The following is a 22,845-nucleotide window of genomic DNA, read 5'->3' as shown; positions in this document are numbered from 1 at the left end:
ATACCCGCCGGGTACGACAGTCACCCGGGCGAGGCACTCAGCCGATCAGGCCGGGGATCTCCTGGATCCCGAACCACAGGAGCTCGTGGTCCTCCGCGCCGTCCACGGTGAACCGGGCGTCGTCGTCGCCCTGGTCCGCCGCCCCCAGCGCCGTGGCCGCCGCGGCGACGTCCTTCTCGGCGTCGTCCGCGTCCACATGCACGGCGGCGGCCTTCGCCAGCGCCACCGGGTCCGCGATCCGCACCTCCCCGAGGGAGGAGGCGTCCAGGATGTGGCCGGGATCGGAGACCGCGGCCCCGTCCGGCACGTCGAGGGCGACGACGACCCGGCGCCGGACCTCGTCCGGCCTGCCCGCGATCAGCCGCAGTGAGGCGGAGGCGGCCCGGTTGAGCGCCGCGTACTCCAGCTCCTCGATGTCGTCGGAGACGTACCACTCACGCAGACCGGGCGTCACGGCGTAGGCGGTCAGCGGCCCGGGGCCGACCTCGCCCGCCTTGTGCACCGCGGCAAGACCGGAGAGGGTCAGGGGGACGTACACACGCATGGCTGACCGCTTTCGTAGTCGATGACGCCCTCAGGATACGTGCGACGTCCCCCATCGGGGTCGCCGATCCACCCCCCGGCGTCCACCGCGCGAGGGCCGTCACCCTCGCCCTTCCCTTGCGGCACCTGCCCTGCCACCCGGATAGGTGATCTCGCCCGGCACCCCGCCCGGCCCCCTCGCCGCTTGCGGGCCCGGCGACCGGCCCCGTAGAAGATCCCCAGCAGAAGTTACCGCCCGGTATTCGCCCGGGCTCCGACAGCAGCCACGGGGGCTATCAGCATGAGCACGGACAGGACGAGGCCGGCCGGACGACGGGACCGCAGCAGGCCGGGCACCGTACCGACGCAACGGCCCCGGAGGCCCCTGCGGCCGCACCAGTGGTTCGCGGAACGCCTGCTGGCGGTCCTCAGCGGCCAGCGCCCGGTGCACTGGATGCTCGGCCACACGATCGGCGAGGCCTACGACCAGCTCGCCGAACTCGCCCCCGACGCCCCCCTCGGCGCGGGCTCCAGGCGGCCGGTCGTACGCACCTGTCACGGCAGCCAGCCGGCCACCGGCGTGGTCGAGGCCTTCGCCAGCATCGCCACGGGCGAGCAGGTCCGCGCCATGGCCTTCCGGCTGGAACAAGGTCAGGACCTGCGCTGGCGCTGCGCGGCGATCGACCTGGGCGGCGAACGCCTCCCGGCCGTCAGATAGCCGGACGGGCCGGCGACGGCCCCGGGACCACCCGCACAGCGGGCCCCTGGACAGACCGTCCGGACGGCCACAGCGCACGTGGCCTCGTTCACCGGTACCGGCAGCGGTTGTCCAGCTCGTGCCCGTCGGCAGGCACTCGTTCAGGGCTGGGCCGGTGTTCGCGGAAAGGAGCAGCACCTCGCCCGGCATCTGGACCGGGCGAGGCGGGTCAGCTGAGCCGGGTGGTGGTGTACGCCTCGATGACGTCCCGCTGCTACGCGACCAGGCCGGGTGCGATCGCCTCGTACGCCGCGCGCCACACCTCGTCGCCGTCACCGGAGCGTCCGATGGCGCGGCACGACGGGGCGGGCGCGGAACCTGCCCGTCCAGCAGCCGAGGGCGGCACCCGCCAAGGCCGCACAGGCGGCCCCAGCGCCCCGACGGGCCCCTCCCGGGCCCACGGCCCGGCCAGGGCCGGGAGAGGCCCACGCGAACGGCCTGGGCCGGACACCGAGCGGTGTCCGGCCCAGGCCGTTTCTCAAGCGTTCCGCGCGCTACTTCTTACGGCGGCGGCCACCCGTGCTCTTCTGCGCCTTGCGGCGCTCCGCACGCGTCATCCCGTCGCCCTCGGACCGCGCGCCGTCGCCGTCACCGTTGGAGAAGTCTCCCTCGACGACGCCGCCCTCACCGTCCACCGTGGGAGCGGAGAAGTGCAGCCGGTCCGGCCGCTGCGGCGCGTCCAGGCCCTTGGCCCGGATCTCGGGGCGGCCCGTGCCGGCGGCGACCGGTGCGTCCTGCTTCTCGAGCGAGGTGCCCTCCTGCACCGGAACCTCCTCGACCTGCTGCTCGACCTGGACCTCCAGGTTGAACAGGTAGCCGACGGACTCCTCCTTGATGCCCTCCATCATGGCGTTGAACATGTCGAAGCCCTCGCGCTGGTACTCGACCAGCGGGTCCTTCTGCGCCATGGCACGGAGGCCGATGCCCTCCTGGAGGTAGTCCATCTCGTAGAGGTGCTCACGCCACTTGCGGTCCAGGACGGACAGCACCACGCGCCGCTCCAGCTCACGCATGATGTCCGAACCGAGCGTCTTCTCCCGCTCCGCGTACTGCTCGTGGATGTCGTCCTTGACCGATTCGGCGATGAAGTCCGCGGTCACACCGGCCAGGTCGCCCGCGGCCTCCTCGAGCTCCTCGACCGTGACCTTCACCGGGTAGAGCTGCTTGAACGCGCCCCACAGCCGGTCGAGGTCCCACTCCTCGGCGAAGCCCTCCGCCGTCTCCTGGCGGATGTAGTCGTCGATCGTGTCGTCCATGAAGTGGCGGATCTGGTCCTGCAGATCCTCCCCTTCCAGGACGCGGCGGCGCTCGCCGTAGATGACCTCGCGCTGCCGGTTGAGCACCTCGTCGTACTTCAGGACGTTCTTACGCGTCTCGAAGTTCTGCTGCTCCACCTGCGACTGCGCGGAGGCGATCGCCCGGGTCACCATCTTGTTCTCGATGGGGACGTCGTCGGGGACGTTGGCCATCGACATGACGCGCTCGACCATCTGTGCCTTGAACAGACGCATCAGGTCGTCACCCAGCGACAGGTAGAACCGGGACTCGCCCGGGTCACCCTGGCGGCCGGAACGACCGCGGAGCTGGTTGTCGATACGGCGCGACTCGTGCCGCTCCGTGCCCAGCACGTAGAGCCCGCCGAGGTCCTTGACCTCTTCGAACTCCGCCTTGACGGCCTGCTCGGCCTTCTCCAGCGCGGCGGGGAGGGCGGCCGCCCACTGCTCGACGTGCTCCACGGGGTCGAGGCCCTGCTGGCGGAGCTCCGCCTCGGCGAGGTCGTCCGGGTTGCCGCCGAGCTTGATGTCCGTGCCTCGGCCGGCCATGTTCGTGGCGACCGTGACCGCACCCTTGCGTCCGGCCTGGGCGACGATCGTCGCCTCACGGTCGTGCTGCTTGGCGTTGAGGACCTCGTGCTGGACACCGCGCTTGGAGAGCTGCTGCGAGAGGTACTCGGACTTCTCGACGGAGGTCGTGCCGACCAGGATCGGCTGCCCCTTCTCGTGCTTCTCGGCGATGTCGTCGACGACCGCGGCGAACTTCGCGACCTCGGTGCGGTAGATCAGGTCCGACTGGTCGGCCCGGACCATGGGCCGGTTGGTCGGGATCGGCACCACACCGAGCTTGTAGATCTGGTGGAACTCCGCCGCCTCGGTCATCGCCGTACCGGTCATGCCGGAGAGCTTGCCGTACAGGCGGAAGAAGTTCTGCAGGGTGATCGTGGCGAGCGTCTGGTTCTCGTCCTTGATGTCCACCCCTTCCTTCGCCTCGATGGCCTGGTGCATGCCCTCGTTGTAACGGCGGCCGGCGAGGATACGGCCGGTGTGCTCGTCGACGATCATGACTTCGCCGTCGATGACGACGTAGTCCTTGTCCTTCTTGAAGAGTTCCTTGGCCTTGATCGCGTTGTTCAGGTAACCGACGAGCGGGGTGTTCACCGACTCGTAGAGGTTGTCGATCCCGAGCCAGTCCTCGACCTTGGAGACACCGGGCTCGTGGATGGCCACGGTCCGCTTCTTCTCGTCGACCTCGTAGTCGCCGGTCTCCTCGATGCCCTTCAGCGGGTTGCCCGCCTCACCCCTGGTGAGGCGCGTGACCAGCTTGGCGAAGTCGCCGTACCACTTGGTGGCCTGGTCCGCCGGGCCGGAGATGATCAGCGGCGTGCGGGCCTCGTCGACGAGGATCGAGTCGACCTCGTCGACGATGGCGAAGTTGTGGCCGCGCTGGACGAGCTCGTCCTGGGACCACGCCATGTTGTCGCGGAGGTAGTCGAACCCGAACTCGTTGTTCGTGCCGTACGTGATGTCGCAGGCGTACTGCTCACGGCGCTGGGCCGGAGTCATGTTGGCGATGATGCAGCCGACCTCGAGGCCGAGGAACTTGTGCACCCGGCCCATCATCTCGGAGTCGCGCTCGGCCAGGTAGTCGTTGACCGTGATCAGGTGCACACCCTTGCCGGAGAGCGCGTTGAGATACGCGGGCAGGGTACCGACGAGGGTCTTGCCCTCACCGGTCTTCATCTCGGCCACATAGCCGAGGTGCAGGGCGGCACCGCCCATCATCTGGACGTCGTAGTGGCGCTGTCCGAGGACGCGCTTGGCCGCCTCACGGACGGTCGCGAATGCTTCGGGAAGCAGGTCGTCCAGGCTCTCGCCGTCCGCGTACCGTTCCTTGTACTCGTCGGTGAGCGCCCGCAGCTCGGCGTCGGAGAGGTTGACGAAGTCCTCTTCGATGGAGCTGACCTGGTCCGCGATGCGGTGCAGTTTGCGCAGGATCTTGCCTTCGCCTGCACGCATGAGCTTGTTGAAGACGGACACTGAGGCTGGTCTCCTTGCCGGTCGGGCCTGGCACTGGGTCGTGTGATGGACTCTGGCGCGGGCACGGCAGGTGGGCCCCACCGCAACGGCCATCGTAAGCGAGGACCCCGCCACGCCGGGAGGGCTGTCGCCGCGTTCTCCCCTCCGCACCCTTCCAGGACAACGGCCGGAGGGGACGGAAGGTGCCGGGAAGCACCGAAAAGTGCTCGCATCCCGCGCTCCACGTCACCAGAATCCCTCTATGGAGCCGACCACCCTGACCACTGAACGCCTGCTCATGCGGCCCTTCGCGCCCGAGGACGCCGAAGCGGTGCACACAGCCTGCCAGGATCCCGAGATCCAGCGCTGGACAGTTGTCCCGTCCCCGTACACCCGTGCCGACGCGGAGCTCTTCACCCGGAAGCTCTCGCCCTCGGGCTGGCAGGACGACACGATGTACAACTACGCGTTGCTGCTGCGCGACGGCGGGCCGCTCGTCGGTGCGCTCGGCGTCAACCGGTGCGCCCCTCCGGGCACCTACGAGGTGGGTTACTGGGTCGGGAAGGAGCACCGCGGCGCCGGTTTCACCACGGAAGCGCTGCTCGCGGCCGCCCGCTGGGCCTTCACCGCCCTCGCCGCGGACCGCCTGGAGTGGCGTGCCGAGATCGGTAACACGCCGTCCCGGGCGGTCGCCCTGCGTGCCGGCTTCCGCATGGAGGGTGATCAGCGGTCGGCCCTGTTCAACAAGGGGATACGGCGTGACACCTGGACCGGCGCGCTGCTCCCCGCCGATCTGGGCCTGCCCGGCACCCACCCCCATCGGCCGGCCCCCGGTGTCAGTGGCGGCCTCTAGGGTTCGACGCATGACGTCTGTGCCGCCGCCCGTTCTGGAACTCTCCGCCGACCAGGCACGCCGGATCGCCCTGCGCGCCCAGGGCCTCCTGGGCGCCCCGGACCGCCGGGGCGGAGTCCGCGGGGTGCTGCGCCGTCTCGGAGCGGTCCAGCTCGACACCATCTCGGTCCTGGCCCGGTCCCACGAGCTCGTGCCGTACGCCCGCCTCGGCGCACTCGGCCGCCGCACGGTCGACGAGGCCTACTGGTCGGGGGGCCGCTCGTTCGAGTACTGGTCGCACGCGGCGTGCATCCTGCCGGTCGAGGAGTGGCCGCACTTCGCCTTCCGCCGCCGTGCCTACCGTTCCCGGCCGCACTGGCACCACGACCTGCCCGACGGGGCGTACGAGAAGGTGATCGCCCAGCTGCGGGCCGAGGGCCCGCTGACGGCGACGGAGCTCGGCGGCGCGAAGAACGGCGGCGAGTGGTGGGACTGGTCGGCCTCCAAGGTCGCCGTCGAGCGGGCCCTGATGTACGGCGAAGTGGTCTGCACCGAGCGGCGCGGCTGGAAGCGGGTCTACGACCTGGCCGAGCGCGCGATCCCGGATGCCGTGCTCCACGACGACATGGACGACGCGGAGTGCCTGCGCCGTCTGGTGGCCCTCGCGGGGAGGTCGCTGGGGGTCGGCACCCGGACGGACATCGCCGACTACCACCGGCTCAAGGCCGAGCAGTTCGACGCGGTCGTGGCGGACTCCGGGCTGGTCCCGGTCTCCGTGCGGGGCTGGGCGAAACAGGCCTGGGCCGACCCCGAGGCCCTGGCCTCGGAGCCGCGCGGGCGGCACCGCACGACACTGCTCTCGCCGTTCGACTCACTGATCTGGGAGCGGGCGCGCACGGAGCGGATCTTCGGCTTCACCCACCGCCTGGAGGCGTACGTGCCCAAGCCGAAGCGGATCCACGGCTACTTCGCGATGCCGCTGCTGGCGGGCGGGAGGCTGCGGGGCCGGGTCGATCCGGCCAGGGAGGGGAGCACCCTGGTCGCCCGCCAGGTGTCCCTGGTCGGCGCGACGTCGGTGGTGCCGATGGCCGGCGCCCTCGTGGAAGCGGCCTCCTGGGTCGGCTGCACCGATGTGCGGCTGGAGCGCGTGGACGCCCCGGAGCTGCGCGAGCCCCTCATGGCGGAGGTGGCCCGCGCCCTGGCCTGAGGCCCCGCGTTCCGTTCCGGCGGCGGCCGGCCTCATGTCCCCTGCCCGGGGCGAGGCCCGGCCGGGGACGGAGCCCAGGCCCGATCCCGTGCGGGCACACGCCGCCGTGCGGGCACGGGCACGCGCCATCCTGTGGGCACGCGCGCCTCGCCGCTGGACGCGGCCGTCGCCGCCGGCCCCGCGTCCACCGGCGGGGCGCCGGACCTCGTGCCCCGCTATCGGATCTCGAGGATCTTCTCCCGCATGGCATAGACCACGGCTTCCATCCGGGAGTGCAGCTGGAGCTTCTCCAGGATATTGCGGACGTGGTTCTTCACCGTGTTCTCGGAGATGAACAATTCCTTGGCGATATCGCGGTTGTTCATGCCCGTCGCCACGAGTTTGAGCACTTCCAGCTCCCGCTCGGTGAGACGCGGCGCGGGGACGAGCCGGCGCTCGTCGGTGCGCTGGATCATCGACTTGAACTCGGTGAGCAGCTTGGAGGCCATGGACGGGCTGATCTGTGACTGGCCGTCCGCGACCGCGCGAATGGCGGTGGCCACCTCGTCCGTCGAGATCTCCTTGAGCAGGTAACCGGTGGCGCCCGCCTTGATCGCCTCGTAGAGGTCGGCCTCCTCGTCGCTGATCGTCAGCATGATGATCTTCGCGCTGGGGGCCACCTCCTTGATGGAGGTGCAGGCCTCGATGCCCCCGCGCTTGGGCATCCGCACGTCCATCAGCACGATGTCGGGCAGCAGGTCCGCGGCCTTGTCGACCGCCTCCGCCCCGTCCCCGGCCTCCCCGACGACCTGGATGTCCTCCTCCTGGGCAAGGACGATCTCCAGGCCTCTACGGAAGAGCGCATGGTCGTCCACCACGAGAACCCTGATGGGCTCTTTGCGGGAACTGCCGTCGTCCGCGACGGAATCCGCACCGGCAGCGCTGTCGGCATCGTTCGTCCCGCGCACGGGACCGAAGGTGTCCGCCATCGTTCCTCCCCCTGAAGGCCACTGCCTGAGGTCACAGGCTGTCCGCCAACGGCAGCGCACAGAGCACTGATTGGCCTGGGACGCCATGCTTTCATGCCCGGCCGCCGAGGCGGTCCCCCCGCGGTCGCACGTGATGCCCCTGGGTGCGCTTCAGGCGCTTCCAGGGGCACCGCGTTCCGGCTGTGAGCAGTGGTCGTCAGCCCCCGAGCGCACCGCCCGCGCCGCCCGCCTCGTCGGAGGCCAGCGGGTCGGTCCTCAGGTGGATGACGCCGTAGTCGTACGCGTGCCGCCGGTAGACGACACTGGGCTCCTTGGTCTCGGAGTCGACGAACAGATAGAAGTCGTGTCCGACCAGCTCCATCTCGTAGAGCGCCTGGTCGAGTGTCATGGGTGCCGCGACGTGCGTCTTCTCGCGCATCACGAGCGGTCCTTCGCCCTGCACCTCGAGCGAGCCCATCTTCGTGGTGGGCACAGCGGGCGCGGGCTCGTCGGGGATGAGTTCGCCGTCCCCGTTGAACGAGGCCGCGTCCGGCACGACCTCTCCGACCTCGGCCGCGGACAGCCTGCCGCTGCCACGCCTGCTGTAGCGCTTGTCGTGCTCCTTGCGCAGCTGCGTGTCGAGCTTGTCGGTGGCCAGGTCCAGCGCTGCGTACGGGTCGCCTGCCGCCGCTTCCGCCCGGATGACCGGCCCACGCGAGCGGAGCGTGATCTCCACCCTTGCCGCACGGTCGGCCTGACGGGGATTCGGCTCCTTGGACACCTCGACGTCGAGGCTGATCACCTTGCCGTCGAACTTCTGGATCTTGTCCAGCTTCAGCTTCTCGGCCACGTGCTTGCGGAACCGCTCGGGCACCTCGGTCTTGCGGCCCTTGACGACGATGTCCACGCAGAACTCCGTTCCCGGATCGCTCCGCTTCGGTGGCGGAGCATCTCCCTTTTGCACCAGGCCCCGGTGATCGCCGGAGCCGCGGACTCGGTGGCTGTCACCTCCTCCTCCCCCGTCGGCGGGGTTTCCACCCCACCGACTTCCATGCTTCTGGCGTACCGGTGAGTTACCTGCCCGAAACCTGGTGGCGCATTCGTCGAGGTAAGGAATTCACCGTCCCTCACAACCGAACATAGCCTGCCCACCACCCAGTCGGCACCCGCTACTCACGCGTACCTCCGATCGAGCTCCTTTGCCCACTCACTACCTGCAACGATGCAAGTTTTCTGTCAGTTCCGGTTTAATTCGAAAGCAGACGGAGAAGCTGCGACAACCGCGGCCCGCAGGCCTTCCGCCGCACCGCCTCCACAGCCGGCCGCGCGGACCGCGCGCGCCGCCTCCGCCAGCGAGGAGCCGGTCGTCAGCAGGTCGTCCACCAGCACGACCCGGCCGCCGTCGAGGAGCTTCCGTCCGCCGTCCGCCACGGCCAGCGCGCCCGCCAGATTCGCGTGACGCTGCCTGGCCCCCAGCCCCGACTGGTCGGCCACCGCACGCCGCTGCCTCAGCACCGCGAGCACCCGGGCCCCGGCACCCCCACGCCTCAACTCGGCCGTCGCCGCGAGCGCGATCCTGCGCGCCGGATCGTGACCACGCCCTGCCGTGGCACGCCGTGCGGACGGGACGGGCACCAGCAACAGCGGCCCCTCGTCCCCCGCATGCCCCGCTCCGGCCCGCACTGAGGCCGCCAGCGCCCCGCCGAGCACTCCGGCCAGGCCGAGTACCCCTCGCTCCTTGTGGGCCAGCAGCATCGCGCGTACGGCGTTCTCGTACGGTGCCGCCGCGTGGACCACGGGGAGCCCGGCCGGCTCGGGTGCCGGTCTCACCCTGCGCGGCACGGCCGCCAACGCGGCGGCACACTCCTCGCACAACTCACTGCGCGGCCTGCCGCAGCCCCCACAGGCCACCGGCAGCACCAGTCCCGCGATCTCCCGCCACCAATCCCGCACGGTTCCACTGTGCTCGTGCGCCGGACACCCGGCCACCCCTGTGGAAAACCCGGAGAGCGGAGAGAACGCCCTGTGGACAACCCGCCGTGGACGGCGCGGGTTCACATGGCGCGTGACGGCCCGGGTTCACATCGCGCGTGACGGCCCGGGTTCACTCGGCGCGTGACGGCCCGGGCAGCGCTCCCGGCGCGCGGCGGGCCCGCCTCAGCCCGGGTAGACCAGCGAGGAGCCCTCCTTGAGCACCGTCTGCCAGTTGTCCCCCGGAGACAGCTTCACTATCCCGTCGCCCTCGGTGTCCGCCATCAGGGGCAGCTGCTCGTCGTCGGCCGCCGCGATCGTCGTCACCTGGTTGACGCCCGGCAGGACTCCGGAGGACGACGTCGAACCGTCGGCCTGCACGTAGCGCACCTGCTGCACACCGCCCTCCTCCTTGCCGACCACCACGAGGCGGCTGCGGCCGGACCAGGAGACAGCCGTCACGTCGGCCAGCTGCGGCGCGGCCTGGCGCAGGTCCTCCACCGAGACCTGCTCGGCCTCGCCCGAGCCATGGCGCTCGACCCGGCCGATGTTCAGCGTCGTGTGCCCGTCCCTCGACACCTGCAGGGCGATACGCACCCCGTCCGCGGACATCCGCAGCCCCTCGATCCGGCCGCCGTTCAGGCCGGGCACCGAGACCTCCTGGGGTTCGCCCGTACCGTCCACCAGCCGCAGCAGCCTGGGATCCGCAGGATTCCGGTCGGCGACCCACAGATCGCCCCTGCCGTCCCAGCTCGGTGCGGACAACCGGTCCGCGCCCTTCTTCGCCCGGCTCGTCACCACGGGAGCGGCCGGCTCGCTCTCCTCGGTGAGGGAGGACACGTACAGATGCTGTTGGTTCGCCGAGACGGCGGCGGCCTGCTGCTCGTCCCGGGCCACTCCGACGGCGCTCATGGCCACCGTCCCGCTGCCCAGCGGACCGATCACCGGTTCCGGCTCTCCGCTGCCCTTGCTGCTCCCGGGGATGCGCCGCACATGCCCCTTCTCATCGACGAAGTACTGGCTGTCGGGGCCGTCGGAACCGCTGTCCGAGGCGAATTCCTCGGCCTCGTCCGCACCCAGGGAGCACAGCGGCCCACGCGCGCCCTGCAGCTCCACCTGCCCCACCCGGGCGGACGTCAGGTCCCGCAGCGTGAAGAGCACCTGGGCCGCCATCATCCGGCAGGCCCCCTGCCCGACCCTGTCCGCCTTCTTGTTCAGCGGCACCTTCAGGACGTTCTGGTCGTCCGGCGCCAGCGAGGTGACCCCGCGCTCCAGTGCCGTTCCGGCGGGGAAGCTCGAGTCGACCACCGGCCGCAGCCAGTCCGACGGCCCTTCCAGCAGCGTCCGTACCGTCTGGGTCGCCGTGTCCATACGGGTCACGGGATCCGTACGGTTCCGTACGTAGACGGGGTCGGCGACCAGTGGGGCCGCGTCGTCCGCGCGCCCGGCGGCGAAGTAGTACTTGTTCACGGACCGGTAGAGGCGCTTGAAGTCGGACTGCCCGAGCACCAGCCCGTCGGGCACGATGTCGATGCGCCACTCCTGCTTGCCGTCCGCCCCCTTCTCCAGGACCAGATGAAGCATCTGGGAGTACTCCGACGGGGCCAGCGGCCGGTAGGAACTCTGGGCGTCGACCGCCGCCACCTGCTCCCCGGTCAGCGTGTAGGTGGTCTCGCCGGCCCTGCGTGCCTTGTCGTGGAGCGTGGGCCCGTTGCGGTTGGGTGCCTTGGAGAGCACCGTGGTGCCCTCGCTCGGCTGCCAGGTGTCGGCGGCCTCCGCCGTCAGATACTTCCGGGTCGTCCGGAAGTCGGGGTCGTCGCTGGTCATGGACTCCAGGAAGCCGTCGACGACCTCGATGGGCGCGGCACCCTCCCTCGGCGGGACGGCGTACACCTGGACCTGGGAGTCGCCGGGCTGCGAGGCGTCGACCGCCTTCACGTCGCCGGTGACCGGCATCGCTCCGCACCCGGCGAGCACCACGACGCCGCAGCCGAGCAGCGCGGACAACCGCACCGCCCGGCCGTGGCCGCCCCGACGGCGGTCAGTGTCCACGAGTCGTGTCCTCCTGCTGGGGATCCTGTGTCTCCGGGTCGGTGCCCCCGGCCGGCCGTGACACCACACGCGCGCCGTTGCCCGGCAGGGCCGCCGGATGGACCGATGCCGGCGTACGCGGCGCGGCCTGGCCGTGGGCGGGCACGTTCAGGTGCGAGCGGGCCGTGGAACCGCCCTGGCTCGGCACCGATGTCCGCCGGTGGTCGGCCGCCACCGGCGCGGGCACGGCCTCCGCACGCTCGCGGTCCTCCCGGTTGCGGCGGGAGTCCTCCGGCTCCAGCGGTATCGGCGACCCGCGCAGCGGTTCGTCCGCCGTACGCGGCAGGGTCAGCCGGAACTGCGACCCGCCACCGGGCTCGCCCCAGGCCTGCAGCCAGCCGCCGTGCAGCCGGGCGTCCTCGACGGCGATCGACAGCCCCAGGCCGGTGCCGCCGGTGGTGCGGGCGCGCGCCGGGTCCGCCCGCCAGAAGCGGTTGAAGACCCGGGTCGCCTCGCCCGGCTTCAGCCCCACGCCGTAGTCCCTGACCGCCACGGCCACGGCGCCCTGGGCCACGCCCAGGTGCACGATGACGTCCCGGCCCTCGCCGTGCTCGACGGCGTTGACGACGAGATTGCGCAGGACCCGTTCGACACGGCGCGCGTCGGCCTCCGCGACCACGGGCTGTTCGTCGCCGACCACCCGGATCCGGGTGCCCTTGCGCTCCGCCAGCGGCTCGGCCCCGCCGATCACCCGCCGGACGACCGCGCGGAGATCTATGGGTTCGGCCTCCAGGGCCGCGGCACCCGCGTCGAACCTGCTGATCTCCAGCAGGTCGGACAGCAGCGACTCGAAGCGGTCGAGCTGGTCCCCCAGCAGTTCCGCGGACCGGGCCGTGACCGGGTCGAAGTCGACACGTGCCTCGTGGATGACGTCGGCGGCCATCCGTACGGTCGTCAGCGGGGTACGCAGCTCATGGCTGACGTCCGAGACGAAACGCCGCTGCATGCGGGAGAGCTCCTCCAGCTGCTGGATCTTCAGCTGCAGGCTCTGCGCCATCTTGTTGAAGGCTTCACCGAGTCGGGCGATGTCGTCCTCACCGGTGACCTTCATCCGCTCCTGGAGCCTGCCCGCGGAAAGTCTCTCGGCGATCCCCGCCGCCATCCGCACGGGGGTGACGACCTGCCGCACCACGAACCAGGCGATGGCACCGAGCAGCACGACCACGAACAGTCCTGCCGTGGCCAGTGTCGTCGTGACCAGGGTCAGTGACTTCTCCTCCTGCGTGAGCGGGAAGAGGTAGTAGAGCTCGTAGGGATTGTGGTCGACGTCGTAGAGCCGCTTGCCCACGACCAGGCCGGGCTCCGGGTCCTTGCCGTACGAGTACCGGATCAAGGAGTACGTCTGGAAGGCACCGGCACCGTTGCCCACGTCGTCCCGCAACTGCTGCGGAATGCTCGAGGCCTCGACGCTGCCCGAGCCGCGCGGGGCGCGGCTGGTGCCCTGTCCGACGGAGTCGGCACTGAGGGCCACCACGTTGAAGGCGTTCGTGCCGCCGCTGGCGAGCTGGTCGACGAGCTCGGTGCGCCAGGAGGTGTTGGCCGTCACGCCGTCGGCGCCCTCCTCGCTCTGGTCCCCGGGGACCAGCGGCGCGTTCGCGTTCGCCTGGGCGGCCGCGAAGCCGCCTGCCGCCTGTGTCTGCGCGGCCGTGCTCTTCGCTTCGAGCAGACCGTTGCGGACCTGCCCGATCACGACGAAGCCCAGGAGCAGCACCACGGCGATCGACATCAGCAGGGTTCCCGCGACGACGCGCAGCTGCAGGTTCCGCCGCCACAGCCGGACGGCCGGGAGCAGCGGCCCGCGAATCCACCGCATCAACAGGCGCGGCACGGGGCCGCCGGGCGTCCGGTCGTTGAACAACCGGCCGCCCAGCGGCACACGGCCGAAACGAGGGGTCCTCCGAGCCTGACCGGCAGCCCGCTCCGCACGGGTCCCGGGCTCCCCGGGTGGCGGAGCAGCGCTGCCCAGGGTCATATCAGCTCGGTCCGGCCTTGTAACCGACACCACGGACGGTCACGACGATCTCCGGCCGTTCCGGGTCCTTCTCCACCTTCGAGCGCAGCCGCTGGACGTGGACGTTCACCAGACGGGTGTCGGCGGCGTGACGGTAGCCCCACACCTGCTCGAGCAGCACCTCACGGGTGAACACCTGCCACGGCTTACGGGCGAGAGCGACCAGCAGGTCGAACTCCAGCGGAGTGAGGGCGATGGACTGCCCCTCCCGCTTCACCGAGTGGCCGGCCACGTCGATGACCAGGTCACCGATCGCCAGCTGCTCCGGCGCGGGCTCTTCGGACCTCCGCAAACGCGCCCTGATCCGGGCAACCAACTCCTTCGGTTTGAACGGCTTGACGATGTAGTCGTCGGCCCCGGACTCCAGGCCCACCACCACATCCACCGTGTCGCTCTTGGCAGTGAGCATGACGATCGGCACACCTGACTCGGCCCTGATCAGCCGGCAGACCTCGATGCCGTCCCGTCCGGGCAGCATGAGGTCCAGCAGCACCAGGTCCGGCTTGGCCTCACGAAATGCGGCCAGTGCCTTGTCGCCGTCCGCTACGAACGACGGCTCGAAACCTTCTCCACGCAACACGATGCCGAGCATCTCGGCCAGTGCGGTGTCGTCGTCGACGACAAGGACGCGTCCTTTCATAAACGACATCATCCCATTAGCTAATCGTTACCTGCGATGACCTGGCACACAGTTCTGCCAGTCCGACCCCCGTGACCGGGGAAATGACACCCTCCTCCGTGACGATCGCCGTGACCAGTTCGGGCGGCGTGATGTCGAATGCGGGGTTGTACGCCTTGGTTCCCGGGGGTGCGACGGCCGCCCCGCCCCCCGCACCTCCGGCCGGAGCAGCCGACACGGATGTGATCTCCGTCACTTCTGCCGCGGAGCGCTGCTCCACGACGATCGATGTGCCGTCCGGCGTCTCCAGATCGACCGTCGTCGTCGGAGCCACGACGACGAACGGCACGTGGTGGTACTTCGCGAGCACCGCCAGCGGATAGCTCCCCACCTTGTTGGCCACCGAGCCGTCCGCCGCGATGCGGTCCGCCCCGATGAGCACGGCATCCACCTCCCCCGCCGCGAACAGCGAACCCGCCGCGCTGTCCGTGAGCAAGCTGTGCGGCATCCCGTTCCGCCCCGCCTCGTACGCCGTCAGCCGGGCGCCCTGGAGGAGTGGCCGGGTCTCGTCCACCCACAGGTGCCGCAGGCTGCCTTCCCGGTGCGCCCTCAGAGCCACCGCGAACGCCGTTCCCGCGCCACCGGACACGAGCGCCCCGGTGTTGCAGTGGGTGAGCAGCCGGTGCCCGCCTCCCGGCAGGAGTTCCGCCAGCAGGTCCAGACCGTACTGCGCCATGCGGCCGCTGGCCGCCGCGTCCTCCTCGTGGAGAGCCCGCGCCTCGGAGAGGGCAGCCGCGGCGGCTGCCTCCGGACCGGAGCCGCCCTCGACGGCCGCCCGGTACCCCCGCGCCACCCGCCGCGCCCCGTACCCGAGATTGACGGCGGTGGGGCGCGCCTGCTCCAGCAGCTCCGCTGCCCGGGCCACGTCCTCGCCCCGGGCGGCGGCCAGCGCCACCCCGTAGCCTCCGGCGATGCCCAGCAGGGGCGCACCCCGCACCGCCAGCGCCTGGATCGCCCGGACCAGGGCAGGCACGTCGGAACAGACCAGCTCGGCCTCCTCGGCGGGCAGCCGCGTCTGGTCGAGGAGCACCACCGCGGGTCCTTCCGGGGGCTCCTCCCAGCGGAGTACGGAGAGAGCCGGAGGCCCGGCATCAACGGGCGTGCGCGCGTCCTGATCAGCCATCTGCCCAGTCTGCCCGCTGAATCGCCGGGGCACGAAGACAAGAACGAGATACAGGGCCAGGCCCGCGCCGGACCGGCGCGTGGCACGATGGCTGGCAACCTGCCGCCCCGATGAGCGGACAGGACTGTGAAGGAGCGACGATGAACGACTCTCCGGGCTGGGCTTCGCCCGGATCCGCCCCCTCGGACGGCCAGGAGACGGGGATCCCCAAACCCTCCTCGCCCGTGGACGGGAGCGGCCCCGCCGGACAGTGGTCTCCCGCACAGCCTCCTCCGGGTCAGTGGTCCCCTCCGAGCGCCCCGGGCAACGGCGCGGGCACGCCCCCGCCTGCGCCTGGCTGGGGCGGCACGCCGCAGGGACAGGGATGGGGCCGCGCGCCCATGGCGGCGAAACCCGGCGTCATCCCGCTCCGCCCCTTGGGCGTCGGCGAGATCCTCGACGGCGCGGTGTCCACCATGCGCTCCCAGTGGCGCACGGTTCTCGGCATCAGCCTCACCGTCGCCGTGATCGCCGAGACCGTGATGATCCTGGTGCAGCGCTACCTCCTGCCCGAGCAGAAGTCGATCGATCCGAACGCGACAGGCGCGGAGGCTCTGCGCCAGGCGACCGACTCGGCCCAGTCGCAGCTGGTCAACAGCGCCCCGAGCACCCTCATCGCGATGATCGCCACGCTGTTCACCACCTCGGTGCTCACCGTGGTGATCAGCCGCTCCGTGCTGGGCCGCACCGTGACACTCTCCGACGCCTGGTCCGAAGCACGTCCCCGGCTCCTCCCCCTGCTCGGACTGACCCTCCTGCTGAGTCTGATGAGCGCCGCCATCATGGCGGTGGGCCTGCTTCCGGGCCTGGCCCTGGGTGACGGGGCAGGCGGGCTCCTTCTGACCTTCCTCGGCTTCATCGCGTCCTGCGCCGTCGTGCTCTGGCTGATGATCCGCTTCACGCTGGCGGCGCCCGCACTGATGCTGGAGCGGCAGTCCGTACTCACCGCACTGCGCCGGTCCGCCAAGCTGGTCAGGGGCGCCTGGTGGCGTACGTTCGGCATCCTGGCGCTCACCTACCTGCTGGTCATCATCCTGACCTTGATCATCGCCATCCCCTTCGGCATCATCGCCATGACCGTGGGCAGCGACGGTCTGAGCGAGTTCCTGAACAGCAGCTCGACAGAGTTCGGCTGGCCCTTCCTCATCATCACGGGCATCGGCGAAGTGATCATCTCGACGCTCGCCTACCCCTTCACCGCCGGGGTGATGGCTCTGCTCTACATCGACCAGCGCATCCGCCGCGAGGCGCTCGACCTCGACCTCGCCAGGGCCGCGGGCGTGCCCGGCTACGACACCCCCAGGAGCTGATGCGGTGACGGGGGCGGGGGGCACCACCGCAGGACTACTCATCCGGGCGGGGGAGGACATACCCGTGGACGTTCCACGCCTCCCCGCCCGTGAGGCGGCACGGGACGAACTGTCCGACCCGATGTACCACGAGCACGATCCGAACCTCCTCGAGCGCGGCCTCGACCGCTTCTGGGAGTGGATCGGCGACCTCTTCGCAGGTGCCTCCGGTGCCGCCCCCGGCGGGCCGCTCGGGCTCGTCGTACTCGTCCTGGTCCTCGCGGCCCTGGGCGCCGCGCTGTGGTGGAGGCTCGGCACACCGCGGCGCACGGCCCGCTCGCCGGAGACGCTCTTCGACAGCACCACCCGAAGCGCGGAAGACCATCGCGCCGCGGCCGCCGCACACGCGGAACACCGACGCTGGACGGAAGCGGTCCAGGAACGGATGCGGGCCCTCGTACGCTCGCTGGAGGACCGGGCGGTCCTCGACCCACGCCCCGGCCGCACCGCGGACGAGGCGGCCTCCGAAGCAGGCCGGCTGATGCCCGCGCACGCCGACCGCCTCCGCACAGCGGCCCGGCTCTTCGACGACGTCACATACGGCGGCCGCACCGCCGACGAGGCCGCATACACGACTCTGTGCACACTCGACCTGGATCTCCAGGCCGCCAAGCCCCTGCTGACCACCGTCGCGGCCCGGGGAGCCACCGGATGACCGTCACCGCGGACGTTCCCACCACGTCCGAGGCCCGCACGCCCCACCAGGTCTGGGTGCGCGTCCGGGGCCTGCTGCTCGCCGTCCTCGTCCTCCTCGTCGCCGGGGTGGCGTTCGCCGCTGTCCGCTCCGACGGCCGGCACGGCCGGCTCGATCCCCGCTCCGCCGACCCCCAAGGCAGCCGGGCAGTCGCCGAACTGCTCAAGGACCGCGGCGTTTCCGTCGACGTCGTCACCACCCTCGGCGAGGCCGCGGCCGCGACCGGGCACGACACCACCCTGCTCGTCACGGGTCCCGACATGCTCACGGCCCACCAGCAGCGCCGCCTCCACACCACAGCCGCCGGCTCGGCGGGCCGCACCGTCCTCATCGCCCCCGGCGAGCCCTCCCTGGGACGGCTCGCCCCAGGCGTACGCCCGGAGTCGCGCGGCCCCGTGACCGCCCGCCCCCCACACTGCGCACTTCCCGCGGCCCGCGCCGCGGGAACCACCGACATGGGCGGAATCCACTACGCGGCAGACGAGCGCGAAGCCATCGCCTGCTACCCGGCCGACGGGCTCGCGTCCCTCCTCGTGCTGCCGGGTCACGCGGCCGGCGACACCGTGCTGCTCGGCTCTCCCGACATCCTCTACAACGACCGTCTCGACCAGCAGGGCAACGCCTCCCTGGGCCTTCAACTGCTCGGTTCCCACCCGCATCTCGTCTGGTACCTCCCCTCGCTCGATGATCCCTCCGCCGCCGGAGGCGGCACGGGTACGGCAGACCGGGACGACAGCGGTGACGATGACGCCGGAACCGAGAGCGACTTCATCGGCCTCATCCCCTCCGGGTGGCTCTGGGCCACCCTCCAACTCGCCCTCGCAGCCGTCCTCGCCGCCGTCTGGCGCGGTCGCCGTCTCGGTCCGCTGGTGACCGAGCGGCTTCCGGTGGCCATCCGTGCCTCCGAATCCACCGAAGGGCGAGCCCGCCTCTACCGCAAGGCCGACGCCCGTGACCGTGCCGCATCCGCGCTGCGCTCCGCCACGCGGAACCGCATCTCTCCGCTCCTGGGAGTGTCCCCGCGTGACACCGACTCCCCCGCGGTCCTGCTGCCTGCCGTCAGCGCACGCCTGGGCGCCCCCGGCGGCGACTTCGGCACTCTCCTCTTCGGCCCGGCACCGGCCGACGACGCCGCACTTGTCCTCCTGACCGAACAACTCGACGCCCTCGAAAGAGAGGTACGCACGTCATGAGCGCCCCGATCCCGGAGGCGGCCGCGACTGCGGCAGTCGCAGGGACCCCCGTGGTCCCGGTGAACTCCGACAGCGCCCGCGCATCCCTGGAAGCCCTGCGTTCCGAGATCGCCAAGGCAGTGGTCGGCCAGGATCCAGCCGTCACCGGTCTGGTCGTCGCTCTCCTCTGCCGGGGCCATGTCCTTCTCGAAGGCGTACCAGGAGTCGCGAAAACCCTCTTGGTACGCGCACTGGCCGCCTCGCTCGCACTCGACACCAAGCGTGTCCAGTTCACCCCCGATCTGATGCCGAGCGATGTCACGGGCTCACTCGTCTACGACGCCCGCACCGCCGAGTTCTCCTTCCAGCCGGGACCGGTGTTCACCAATCTCCTGCTCGCCGACGAGATCAACCGCACCCCGCCCAAGACCCAGTCCTCCCTCCTGGAGGCCATGGAGGAACGTCAGGTCACCGTCGACGGCTCTCCCCGGCCCCTGCCCGACCCCTTCCTGGTCGCAGCCACCCAGAACCCCGTCGAGTACGAGGGCACCTATCCACTGCCCGAGGCCCAACTCGACCGCTTCCTCCTCAAACTGACCGTCCCTCTCCCCTCGCGCGAGGACGAGATCAACGTGCTCACCCGCCATGCGGACGGATTCAACCCCCGCGACCTCAAGGCAGCGGGTATACAGCCCGTGGCCGGTCCGGCCGAGCTCGAAGCGGCCCGCACCGCCGTCGCCAAGACCTCGGTCTCACCCGAGATCGCCGCCTATGTCGTGGATATCTGCCGTGCCACGCGTGAATCCCCCTCGCTCACCCTCGGCGCCTCCCCCCGAGGTGCCACCGCACTGCTCTCCACCGCGCGGGCATGGGCCTGGCTCACCGGCCGGGACTACGTCACCCCGGACGACGTGAAGGCCCTCGCACTGCCCACGCTCCGTCATCGCATACAGCTGCGGCCGGAAGCGGAGATGGAAGGAGTCACCGCCGACTCCGTCATCACCACTGTCCTCGCCCACGTCCCCGTCCCCCGGTGAGGCGGTGACCATGGCCCTCACCGGTAGGGCCGCCCTGGTGGCGGCATTGGGGTCACTCCCCGTAGGCATCCTGGCCCCGAGCTGGACGGGCATGCTCGCGGTCAATGTCCCGCTCTCACTGGCAATTCTGTGCGACTACGCCCTGGCCGCGCCAGTACGCACGCTCCAGTTCACCCGATCCGGTGACACATCCGTTCGACTCGGCGACACTGCGACAGTGCAACTCACCGTAACCAATCCGTCCCGGCGCCGGTTCCGTGCCCACCTCCGCGACGCCTGGCCTCCCAGCAGTTGGTCCTCGGAAGCCGAACAGGTCGCGTCCCGGCACGTATTCACCGTTCCGGCCGGTGAGCGGCGCCGTCTCGCCACCCTGCTGCGTCCGTCCCGCCGAGGAGACCGCCAGGCCGATCGCGTCTCCGTCCGGTCGTTCGGCCCGCTCGGTCTCGCCGCCCGCCAGGGGTACCACCGTGTGCCCTGGACGGTCCGGGTCCTGCCTCCCTTCACGAGCCGCAAACATCTGCCTTCGCGACTCGCCAGGCTGCGTGAACTCGACGGCCGGACCAGTGTGCTCACCCGCGGAGAGGGCACGGAGTTCGACAGCCTGCGCGCCTACGTACCGGGGGACGACACCCGCTCCATCGACTGGCGGGCCACCGCACGCCAGTCCGCGGTCGCTGTCCGCACCTGGCGTCCCGAGCGCGACCGCCACATCCTCGTCGTGCTCGACACCGGCCGCACATCGGCGGGCAGGGTGGGCGACGTGCCGCGGCTGGACGCCGCCATGGACGCGACCCTGCTCCTCACAGCCCTTGCCACCCGCGCTGGCGACCGTGTGAACCTCCTCGCCTACGACCGCCGCGTCCGCGCCCAGGTTCAGGGCAGGACTGCACGGGGGGACGTGCTGCCGGCCCTGGTCGGCGCATTGGCCACGCTGGAGCCCGAACTCGTGGAGACCGACGCCCACGGTCTCGCCACAGCAGCGATGGCAAACGCTCCTCTGGGCTCTCTGATCGTCCTGCTCACGAGTCTGGAGGCCGCTCCCGTCGAGGAAGGCCTGTTGCCCATGCTCCCCCGGCTCATCCAGCGCCACACGGTGCTGCTGGCCGCCGTCGCCGACCCCCATGTCGACACGATGGCCCGCGCGCGGGGCACAGCCGACGCTGCTTACGAGGCTGCGGCCGGCACGCAGACACAGCTTCAGCGCCGCCGTACCGCGGACCTGCTCCGACGTCACGGAGTCACCGTCGTCGATGCGGGGCCGAACGAACTCGCACCCGCGCTGGCCGATGCCTACCTCGCTCTGAAGGCAGCCGGCCGCCTGTAGGGGGAGCCGGTGCAAAGGCCAGGCAGCGATGGCCTCGCGCTTGGACCGACCCGCTGGCGATTCCGAGGATGCTCCTCATGGGCCGTCGTCGGGAATCCGCCGTCAGGTCGGGCCAGGGTGGCTCCATCGGGCCGCGTCAGCAGAGCCACCGATGCAAAGGTCCTCCGCGGGGTCGTCCGGCTAAGGGCTTTCCCGTAAATGACCTTCGAATTGCCGGGAGCAGGGTCGGCCGCAGTGCAATCCGCCCGCCCAACCGGCGAGGGTGAGGTTGTGCATGCGGGCCGTACCGGGCATGGCGTGGTGGACACCGTCGCCTGAGGCTGCGGTCGCGGAGGATCTTCCAGGTCTTCATCCGGGCGAAGACGTGCTCGACACGGGCGGGCGCGGACCCCGGGAACCGGGACGACTGCAAGGCGTCAGAGGAATCCGGCGCCAAGGCCGCCGTCGACAGAACACTCACGAATGGAGACGGCGGCTGTCCCGGCACGGGACTCGCCTTGCCCCATCGCAGGCGCAAGGGCGAAGACGGCAGCGCTCGACCAACCACGACGACGAGCCGGGTCTCGGCGTCGATGACGACTTGCTGGTTGGTGCAGCACCGGTAGTTCTTGGACTGCTCCTCCACCGCGTGGTCCCCGGTGACGAGGGTCCCGTCCACGATGCGCAGGGTGCCCTTGGCGAACTGTTTGCGGGGCTGGAGCACGAAAGTCAGCCCGAGGTGGTCGATGATGCGGTCCGCTGTCGACTTGGACCACCCCGAAAGGCGGAGCGGGCTGGCGCAACGTGAAGTTCGTTCGCCAGTAGGCCGCGACCAGCAGTGCCCGGCCTTCCAGCGGCAGGCTCCATGGCCGACCTTGCGCACCGCATCCGCACCCTCGCGCCGCAGTACGGCCACGAGCTTCCAGACAGCGCGGGTTCAGACCAGTGAACGGGGTTGTCCAGGACGGCCCTGACGCCGTGATCACACCAGACCCGGCAACATCATCACGCCTATGACCAGCAGCTAAAGGGCAGCCCTTAGCAGTGGTAACCATCCGGGCACTCAGGGAACAGCACTCCGAAGAACAAGAAGAAGAGAATCGGCACACTGGACACCGCAGCCATGACCAGGAATCGTCCACGCGCCTCTCGCCGGCCCCCGACCTGAGCTACCACCAGGCCCGCTGTCGGCGCGAGCGCGGCAGTGAACAGCGCCATCAGGCCGAGCACCCAGCCGATCTCCCGCCGCACGTCCGACCCCATCGCATGAGCGATCGCCGGGGCGAACAGAAGGATAGGCGCCGACGCCCACCACCACGACAGTGCTCTGAGGATCCGATCCACGCGTGCAGGCGCCGGCCCAGTGGCCCCACTTACCCCGTGACGGCTTTCCGGAGCGATCCCAGGCGATGGCATGCCCACATCGTAGGCAGCGGAGAGGAACATGCGGCCGCCTTTTCGTGAACGGGGCCAACCCGCCTGTGACCAGCAGTTACGGGACCGTCCCCTGGCGGAGAAGCTCCGGGGCGGTGACGTGACTGCGGTGAGGCTCTCGCATGGCACGGCCAAGGGCCGGCCCACGCGGTCAACTGGTCATGATGTCGCCATCGAGCGGCCGTCTTTCGCTGGGTACGGTCCTGGCCGGTCGAGCCGGCCGCTCGGAGAACTGGCCTGGAACGCAGAAAAGCCCCGTGCCACAAGGGCACGGGGCTTTCCCGGAATAATTGTTCGGCGGCGTCCTACTCTCCCACAGGGTCCCCCCTGCAGTACCATCGGCGCTGAAAGGCTTAGCTTCCGGGTTCGGAATGTAACCGGGCG

Annotated in this window: 18 protein-coding genes, 1 rRNA gene and 1 pseudogene; 8 read left to right on the top strand and 12 right to left on the bottom strand. The window is 70.6% G+C overall.

Annotated elements, in window-relative coordinates; all coding sequences use genetic code 11:
- Positions 1–37: 37 nt before the first annotated feature.
- Complete coding sequence (locus tag ACIRJR_RS28940) at positions 38–544, bottom strand: DUF6912 family protein (RefSeq protein ID WP_403785991.1); 507 nt, start codon at positions 542–544, stop codon at positions 38–40.
- Positions 545–823: 279 nt separating this feature from the next.
- Between ACIRJR_RS28940 and ACIRJR_RS28935 the strand changes: the two genes are divergently transcribed.
- A complete protein-coding gene (locus tag ACIRJR_RS28935) occupies positions 824–1,240 on the top strand; it encodes an Rv3235 family protein (protein ID WP_403785989.1) in 417 nt (138 codons plus the stop codon).
- Positions 1,241–1,773: 533 nt separating this feature from the next.
- Here ACIRJR_RS28935 and secA read toward each other — a convergent pair.
- On the bottom strand, positions 1,774–4,593 hold the full coding sequence (secA, locus tag ACIRJR_RS28930; RefSeq protein ID WP_403785987.1) for a preprotein translocase subunit SecA: 2,820 nt from the start codon (positions 4,591–4,593) through the stop codon (positions 1,774–1,776).
- A 241-nt stretch (positions 4,594–4,834) separates the two neighbouring features.
- On the opposite strand from secA, the gene ACIRJR_RS28925 reads away from it, so the two are divergent.
- Positions 4,835–5,425, top strand: coding sequence for a GNAT family N-acetyltransferase (locus ACIRJR_RS28925; protein ID WP_403785985.1), 591 nt, complete (start codon positions 4,835–4,837; stop codon positions 5,423–5,425).
- 10 nt (positions 5,426–5,435) lie between these two features.
- Positions 5,436–6,611 (top strand): winged helix-turn-helix domain-containing protein, encoded by a 1,176-nt coding sequence (locus tag ACIRJR_RS28920; RefSeq protein ID WP_403785983.1) that lies wholly within the window; start codon positions 5,436–5,438, stop codon positions 6,609–6,611.
- A gap of 215 nt (positions 6,612–6,826) precedes the next feature.
- Here the strand turns inward: ACIRJR_RS28920 and ACIRJR_RS28915 are convergent, their stop codons facing one another.
- The 7 genes from ACIRJR_RS28915 to mtnA form a co-directional block, all read right to left on the bottom strand.
- Entirely contained in the window at positions 6,827–7,579 is a 753-nt protein-coding gene (locus ACIRJR_RS28915) for a response regulator transcription factor (RefSeq protein WP_099172962.1), read from the bottom strand.
- 196 nt (positions 7,580–7,775) lie between these two features.
- Complete coding sequence (gene hpf / locus ACIRJR_RS28910; protein WP_403785980.1) at positions 7,776–8,465, bottom strand: ribosome hibernation-promoting factor, HPF/YfiA family; 690 nt, start codon at positions 8,463–8,465, stop codon at positions 7,776–7,778.
- Between the two features lie 329 nt (positions 8,466–8,794).
- Positions 8,795–9,511: a ComF family protein gene (locus ACIRJR_RS28905; protein ID WP_403785978.1), complete on the bottom strand. Its 717-nt coding sequence runs from the start codon at positions 9,509–9,511 to the stop codon at positions 8,795–8,797.
- A 204-nt stretch (positions 9,512–9,715) separates the two neighbouring features.
- Positions 9,716–11,581 (bottom strand): LpqB family beta-propeller domain-containing protein, encoded by a 1,866-nt coding sequence (locus ACIRJR_RS28900; protein WP_403785976.1) that lies wholly within the window; start codon positions 11,579–11,581, stop codon positions 9,716–9,718.
- Positions 11,571–13,592, bottom strand: a complete 2,022-nt coding sequence (gene mtrB / locus ACIRJR_RS28895) for an MtrAB system histidine kinase MtrB (RefSeq protein WP_403785974.1) — start codon at positions 13,590–13,592, stop codon at positions 11,571–11,573. The genes ACIRJR_RS28900 and mtrB overlap by 11 nt, the downstream gene beginning before the upstream one ends.
- Before the next feature lies 1 nt (position 13,593).
- Positions 13,594–14,283 carry a two-component system response regulator MtrA gene (gene mtrA / locus ACIRJR_RS28890; protein ID WP_187281934.1) on the bottom strand — a complete coding sequence of 230 codons (690 nt, stop codon included), beginning with the start codon at positions 14,281–14,283 and terminating at the stop codon, positions 13,594–13,596.
- A 4-nt stretch (positions 14,284–14,287) separates the two neighbouring features.
- Positions 14,288–15,433: an S-methyl-5-thioribose-1-phosphate isomerase gene (mtnA, locus tag ACIRJR_RS28885; protein ID WP_403785972.1), complete on the bottom strand. Its 1,146-nt coding sequence runs from the start codon at positions 15,431–15,433 to the stop codon at positions 14,288–14,290.
- Positions 15,434–15,573: 140 nt separating this feature from the next.
- Here mtnA and ACIRJR_RS28880 point away from each other — a divergent pair, with 140 nt between their 5' ends.
- Genes ACIRJR_RS28880 through ACIRJR_RS28860 form a run of 5 tightly spaced genes read left to right on the top strand, consistent with a single transcriptional unit; the run spans position 15,574 to position 21,048 of the window.
- The gene (locus ACIRJR_RS28880) at positions 15,574–16,782 is read left to right on the top strand and encodes a glycerophosphoryl diester phosphodiesterase membrane domain-containing protein (protein ID WP_403785970.1); all 1,209 of its coding nucleotides are present in this window, start codon (positions 15,574–15,576) and stop codon (positions 16,780–16,782) included.
- A gap of 4 nt (positions 16,783–16,786) precedes the next feature.
- Positions 16,787–17,476, top strand: a complete 690-nt coding sequence (locus ACIRJR_RS28875) for a DUF4129 domain-containing protein (RefSeq protein WP_403785968.1) — start codon at positions 16,787–16,789, stop codon at positions 17,474–17,476.
- The gene (locus ACIRJR_RS28870; protein WP_403785966.1) at positions 17,473–18,708 is read left to right on the top strand and encodes a DUF4350 domain-containing protein; all 1,236 of its coding nucleotides are present in this window, start codon (positions 17,473–17,475) and stop codon (positions 18,706–18,708) included. Before ACIRJR_RS28875 ends, ACIRJR_RS28870 begins: the two co-directional genes overlap by 4 nt.
- Complete coding sequence (locus ACIRJR_RS28865; protein ID WP_403785964.1) at positions 18,705–19,724, top strand: AAA family ATPase; 1,020 nt, start codon at positions 18,705–18,707, stop codon at positions 19,722–19,724. The genes ACIRJR_RS28870 and ACIRJR_RS28865 overlap by 4 nt, the downstream gene beginning before the upstream one ends.
- A 10-nt stretch (positions 19,725–19,734) precedes the next feature.
- Entirely contained in the window at positions 19,735–21,048 is a 1,314-nt protein-coding gene (locus ACIRJR_RS28860; protein ID WP_403785962.1) for a DUF58 domain-containing protein, read from the top strand.
- 180 nt (positions 21,049–21,228) lie between these two features.
- On the opposite strand, the pseudogene ACIRJR_RS28855 reads toward ACIRJR_RS28860, so the two are convergent.
- From ACIRJR_RS28855 to rrf, 3 genes and pseudogenes are all read right to left on the bottom strand, one after another.
- Positions 21,229–22,013 (bottom strand): annotated as a pseudogene (locus ACIRJR_RS28855) (transposase family protein).
- Positions 22,014–22,065: 52 nt separating this feature from the next.
- A complete protein-coding gene (locus ACIRJR_RS28850) occupies positions 22,066–22,371 on the bottom strand; it encodes a hypothetical protein (protein WP_403785960.1) in 306 nt (101 codons plus the stop codon).
- Positions 22,372–22,753: 382 nt separating this feature from the next.
- Positions 22,754–22,845 (bottom strand): 5S ribosomal RNA (gene rrf / locus ACIRJR_RS28845); the annotation flags it as partial.

The sequence above is a fragment of the Streptomyces sp. NPDC102402 genome (assembly GCF_044765765.1).
GTDB lineage: Bacteria > Actinomycetota > Actinomycetes > Streptomycetales > Streptomycetaceae > Streptomyces.
Note: the sequence above shows the minus strand (reverse complement) of the source record. Positions and strands in the feature narration are given on the sequence as shown.

Excerpts from the sequence above, each read along its gene's own strand:
- ACIRJR_RS28940 (WP_403785991.1), bottom strand. The coding sequence starts at position 544 with ATGCGTGTGTACGTCCCCCTGACCCTCTCCGGTCTTGCCGCGGTGCAC.
- ACIRJR_RS28935 (WP_403785989.1), top strand. The coding sequence starts at position 824 with ATGAGCACGGACAGGACGAGGCCGGCCGGACGACGGGACCGCAGCAGG.
- ACIRJR_RS28925 (WP_403785985.1), top strand. The coding sequence starts at position 4,835 with ATGGAGCCGACCACCCTGACCACTGAACGCCTGCTCATGCGGCCCTTC.
- ACIRJR_RS28920 (WP_403785983.1), top strand. The coding sequence starts at position 5,436 with ATGACGTCTGTGCCGCCGCCCGTTCTGGAACTCTCCGCCGACCAGGCA.
- ACIRJR_RS28915 (WP_099172962.1), bottom strand. The coding sequence starts at position 7,579 with ATGGCGGACACCTTCGGTCCCGTGCGCGGGACGAACGATGCCGACAGC.
- mtrB (WP_403785974.1), bottom strand. The coding sequence starts at position 13,592 with ATGACCCTGGGCAGCGCTGCTCCGCCACCCGGGGAGCCCGGGACCCGT.
- mtrA (WP_187281934.1), bottom strand. The coding sequence starts at position 14,283 with ATGATGTCGTTTATGAAAGGACGCGTCCTTGTCGTCGACGACGACACC.
- mtnA (WP_403785972.1), bottom strand. The coding sequence starts at position 15,433 with ATGGCTGATCAGGACGCGCGCACGCCCGTTGATGCCGGGCCTCCGGCT.
- ACIRJR_RS28880 (WP_403785970.1), top strand. The coding sequence starts at position 15,574 with ATGAACGACTCTCCGGGCTGGGCTTCGCCCGGATCCGCCCCCTCGGAC.
- ACIRJR_RS28870 (WP_403785966.1), top strand. The coding sequence starts at position 17,473 with ATGACCGTCACCGCGGACGTTCCCACCACGTCCGAGGCCCGCACGCCC.
- ACIRJR_RS28865 (WP_403785964.1), top strand. The coding sequence starts at position 18,705 with ATGAGCGCCCCGATCCCGGAGGCGGCCGCGACTGCGGCAGTCGCAGGG.
- ACIRJR_RS28860 (WP_403785962.1), top strand. The coding sequence starts at position 19,735 with ATGGCCCTCACCGGTAGGGCCGCCCTGGTGGCGGCATTGGGGTCACTC.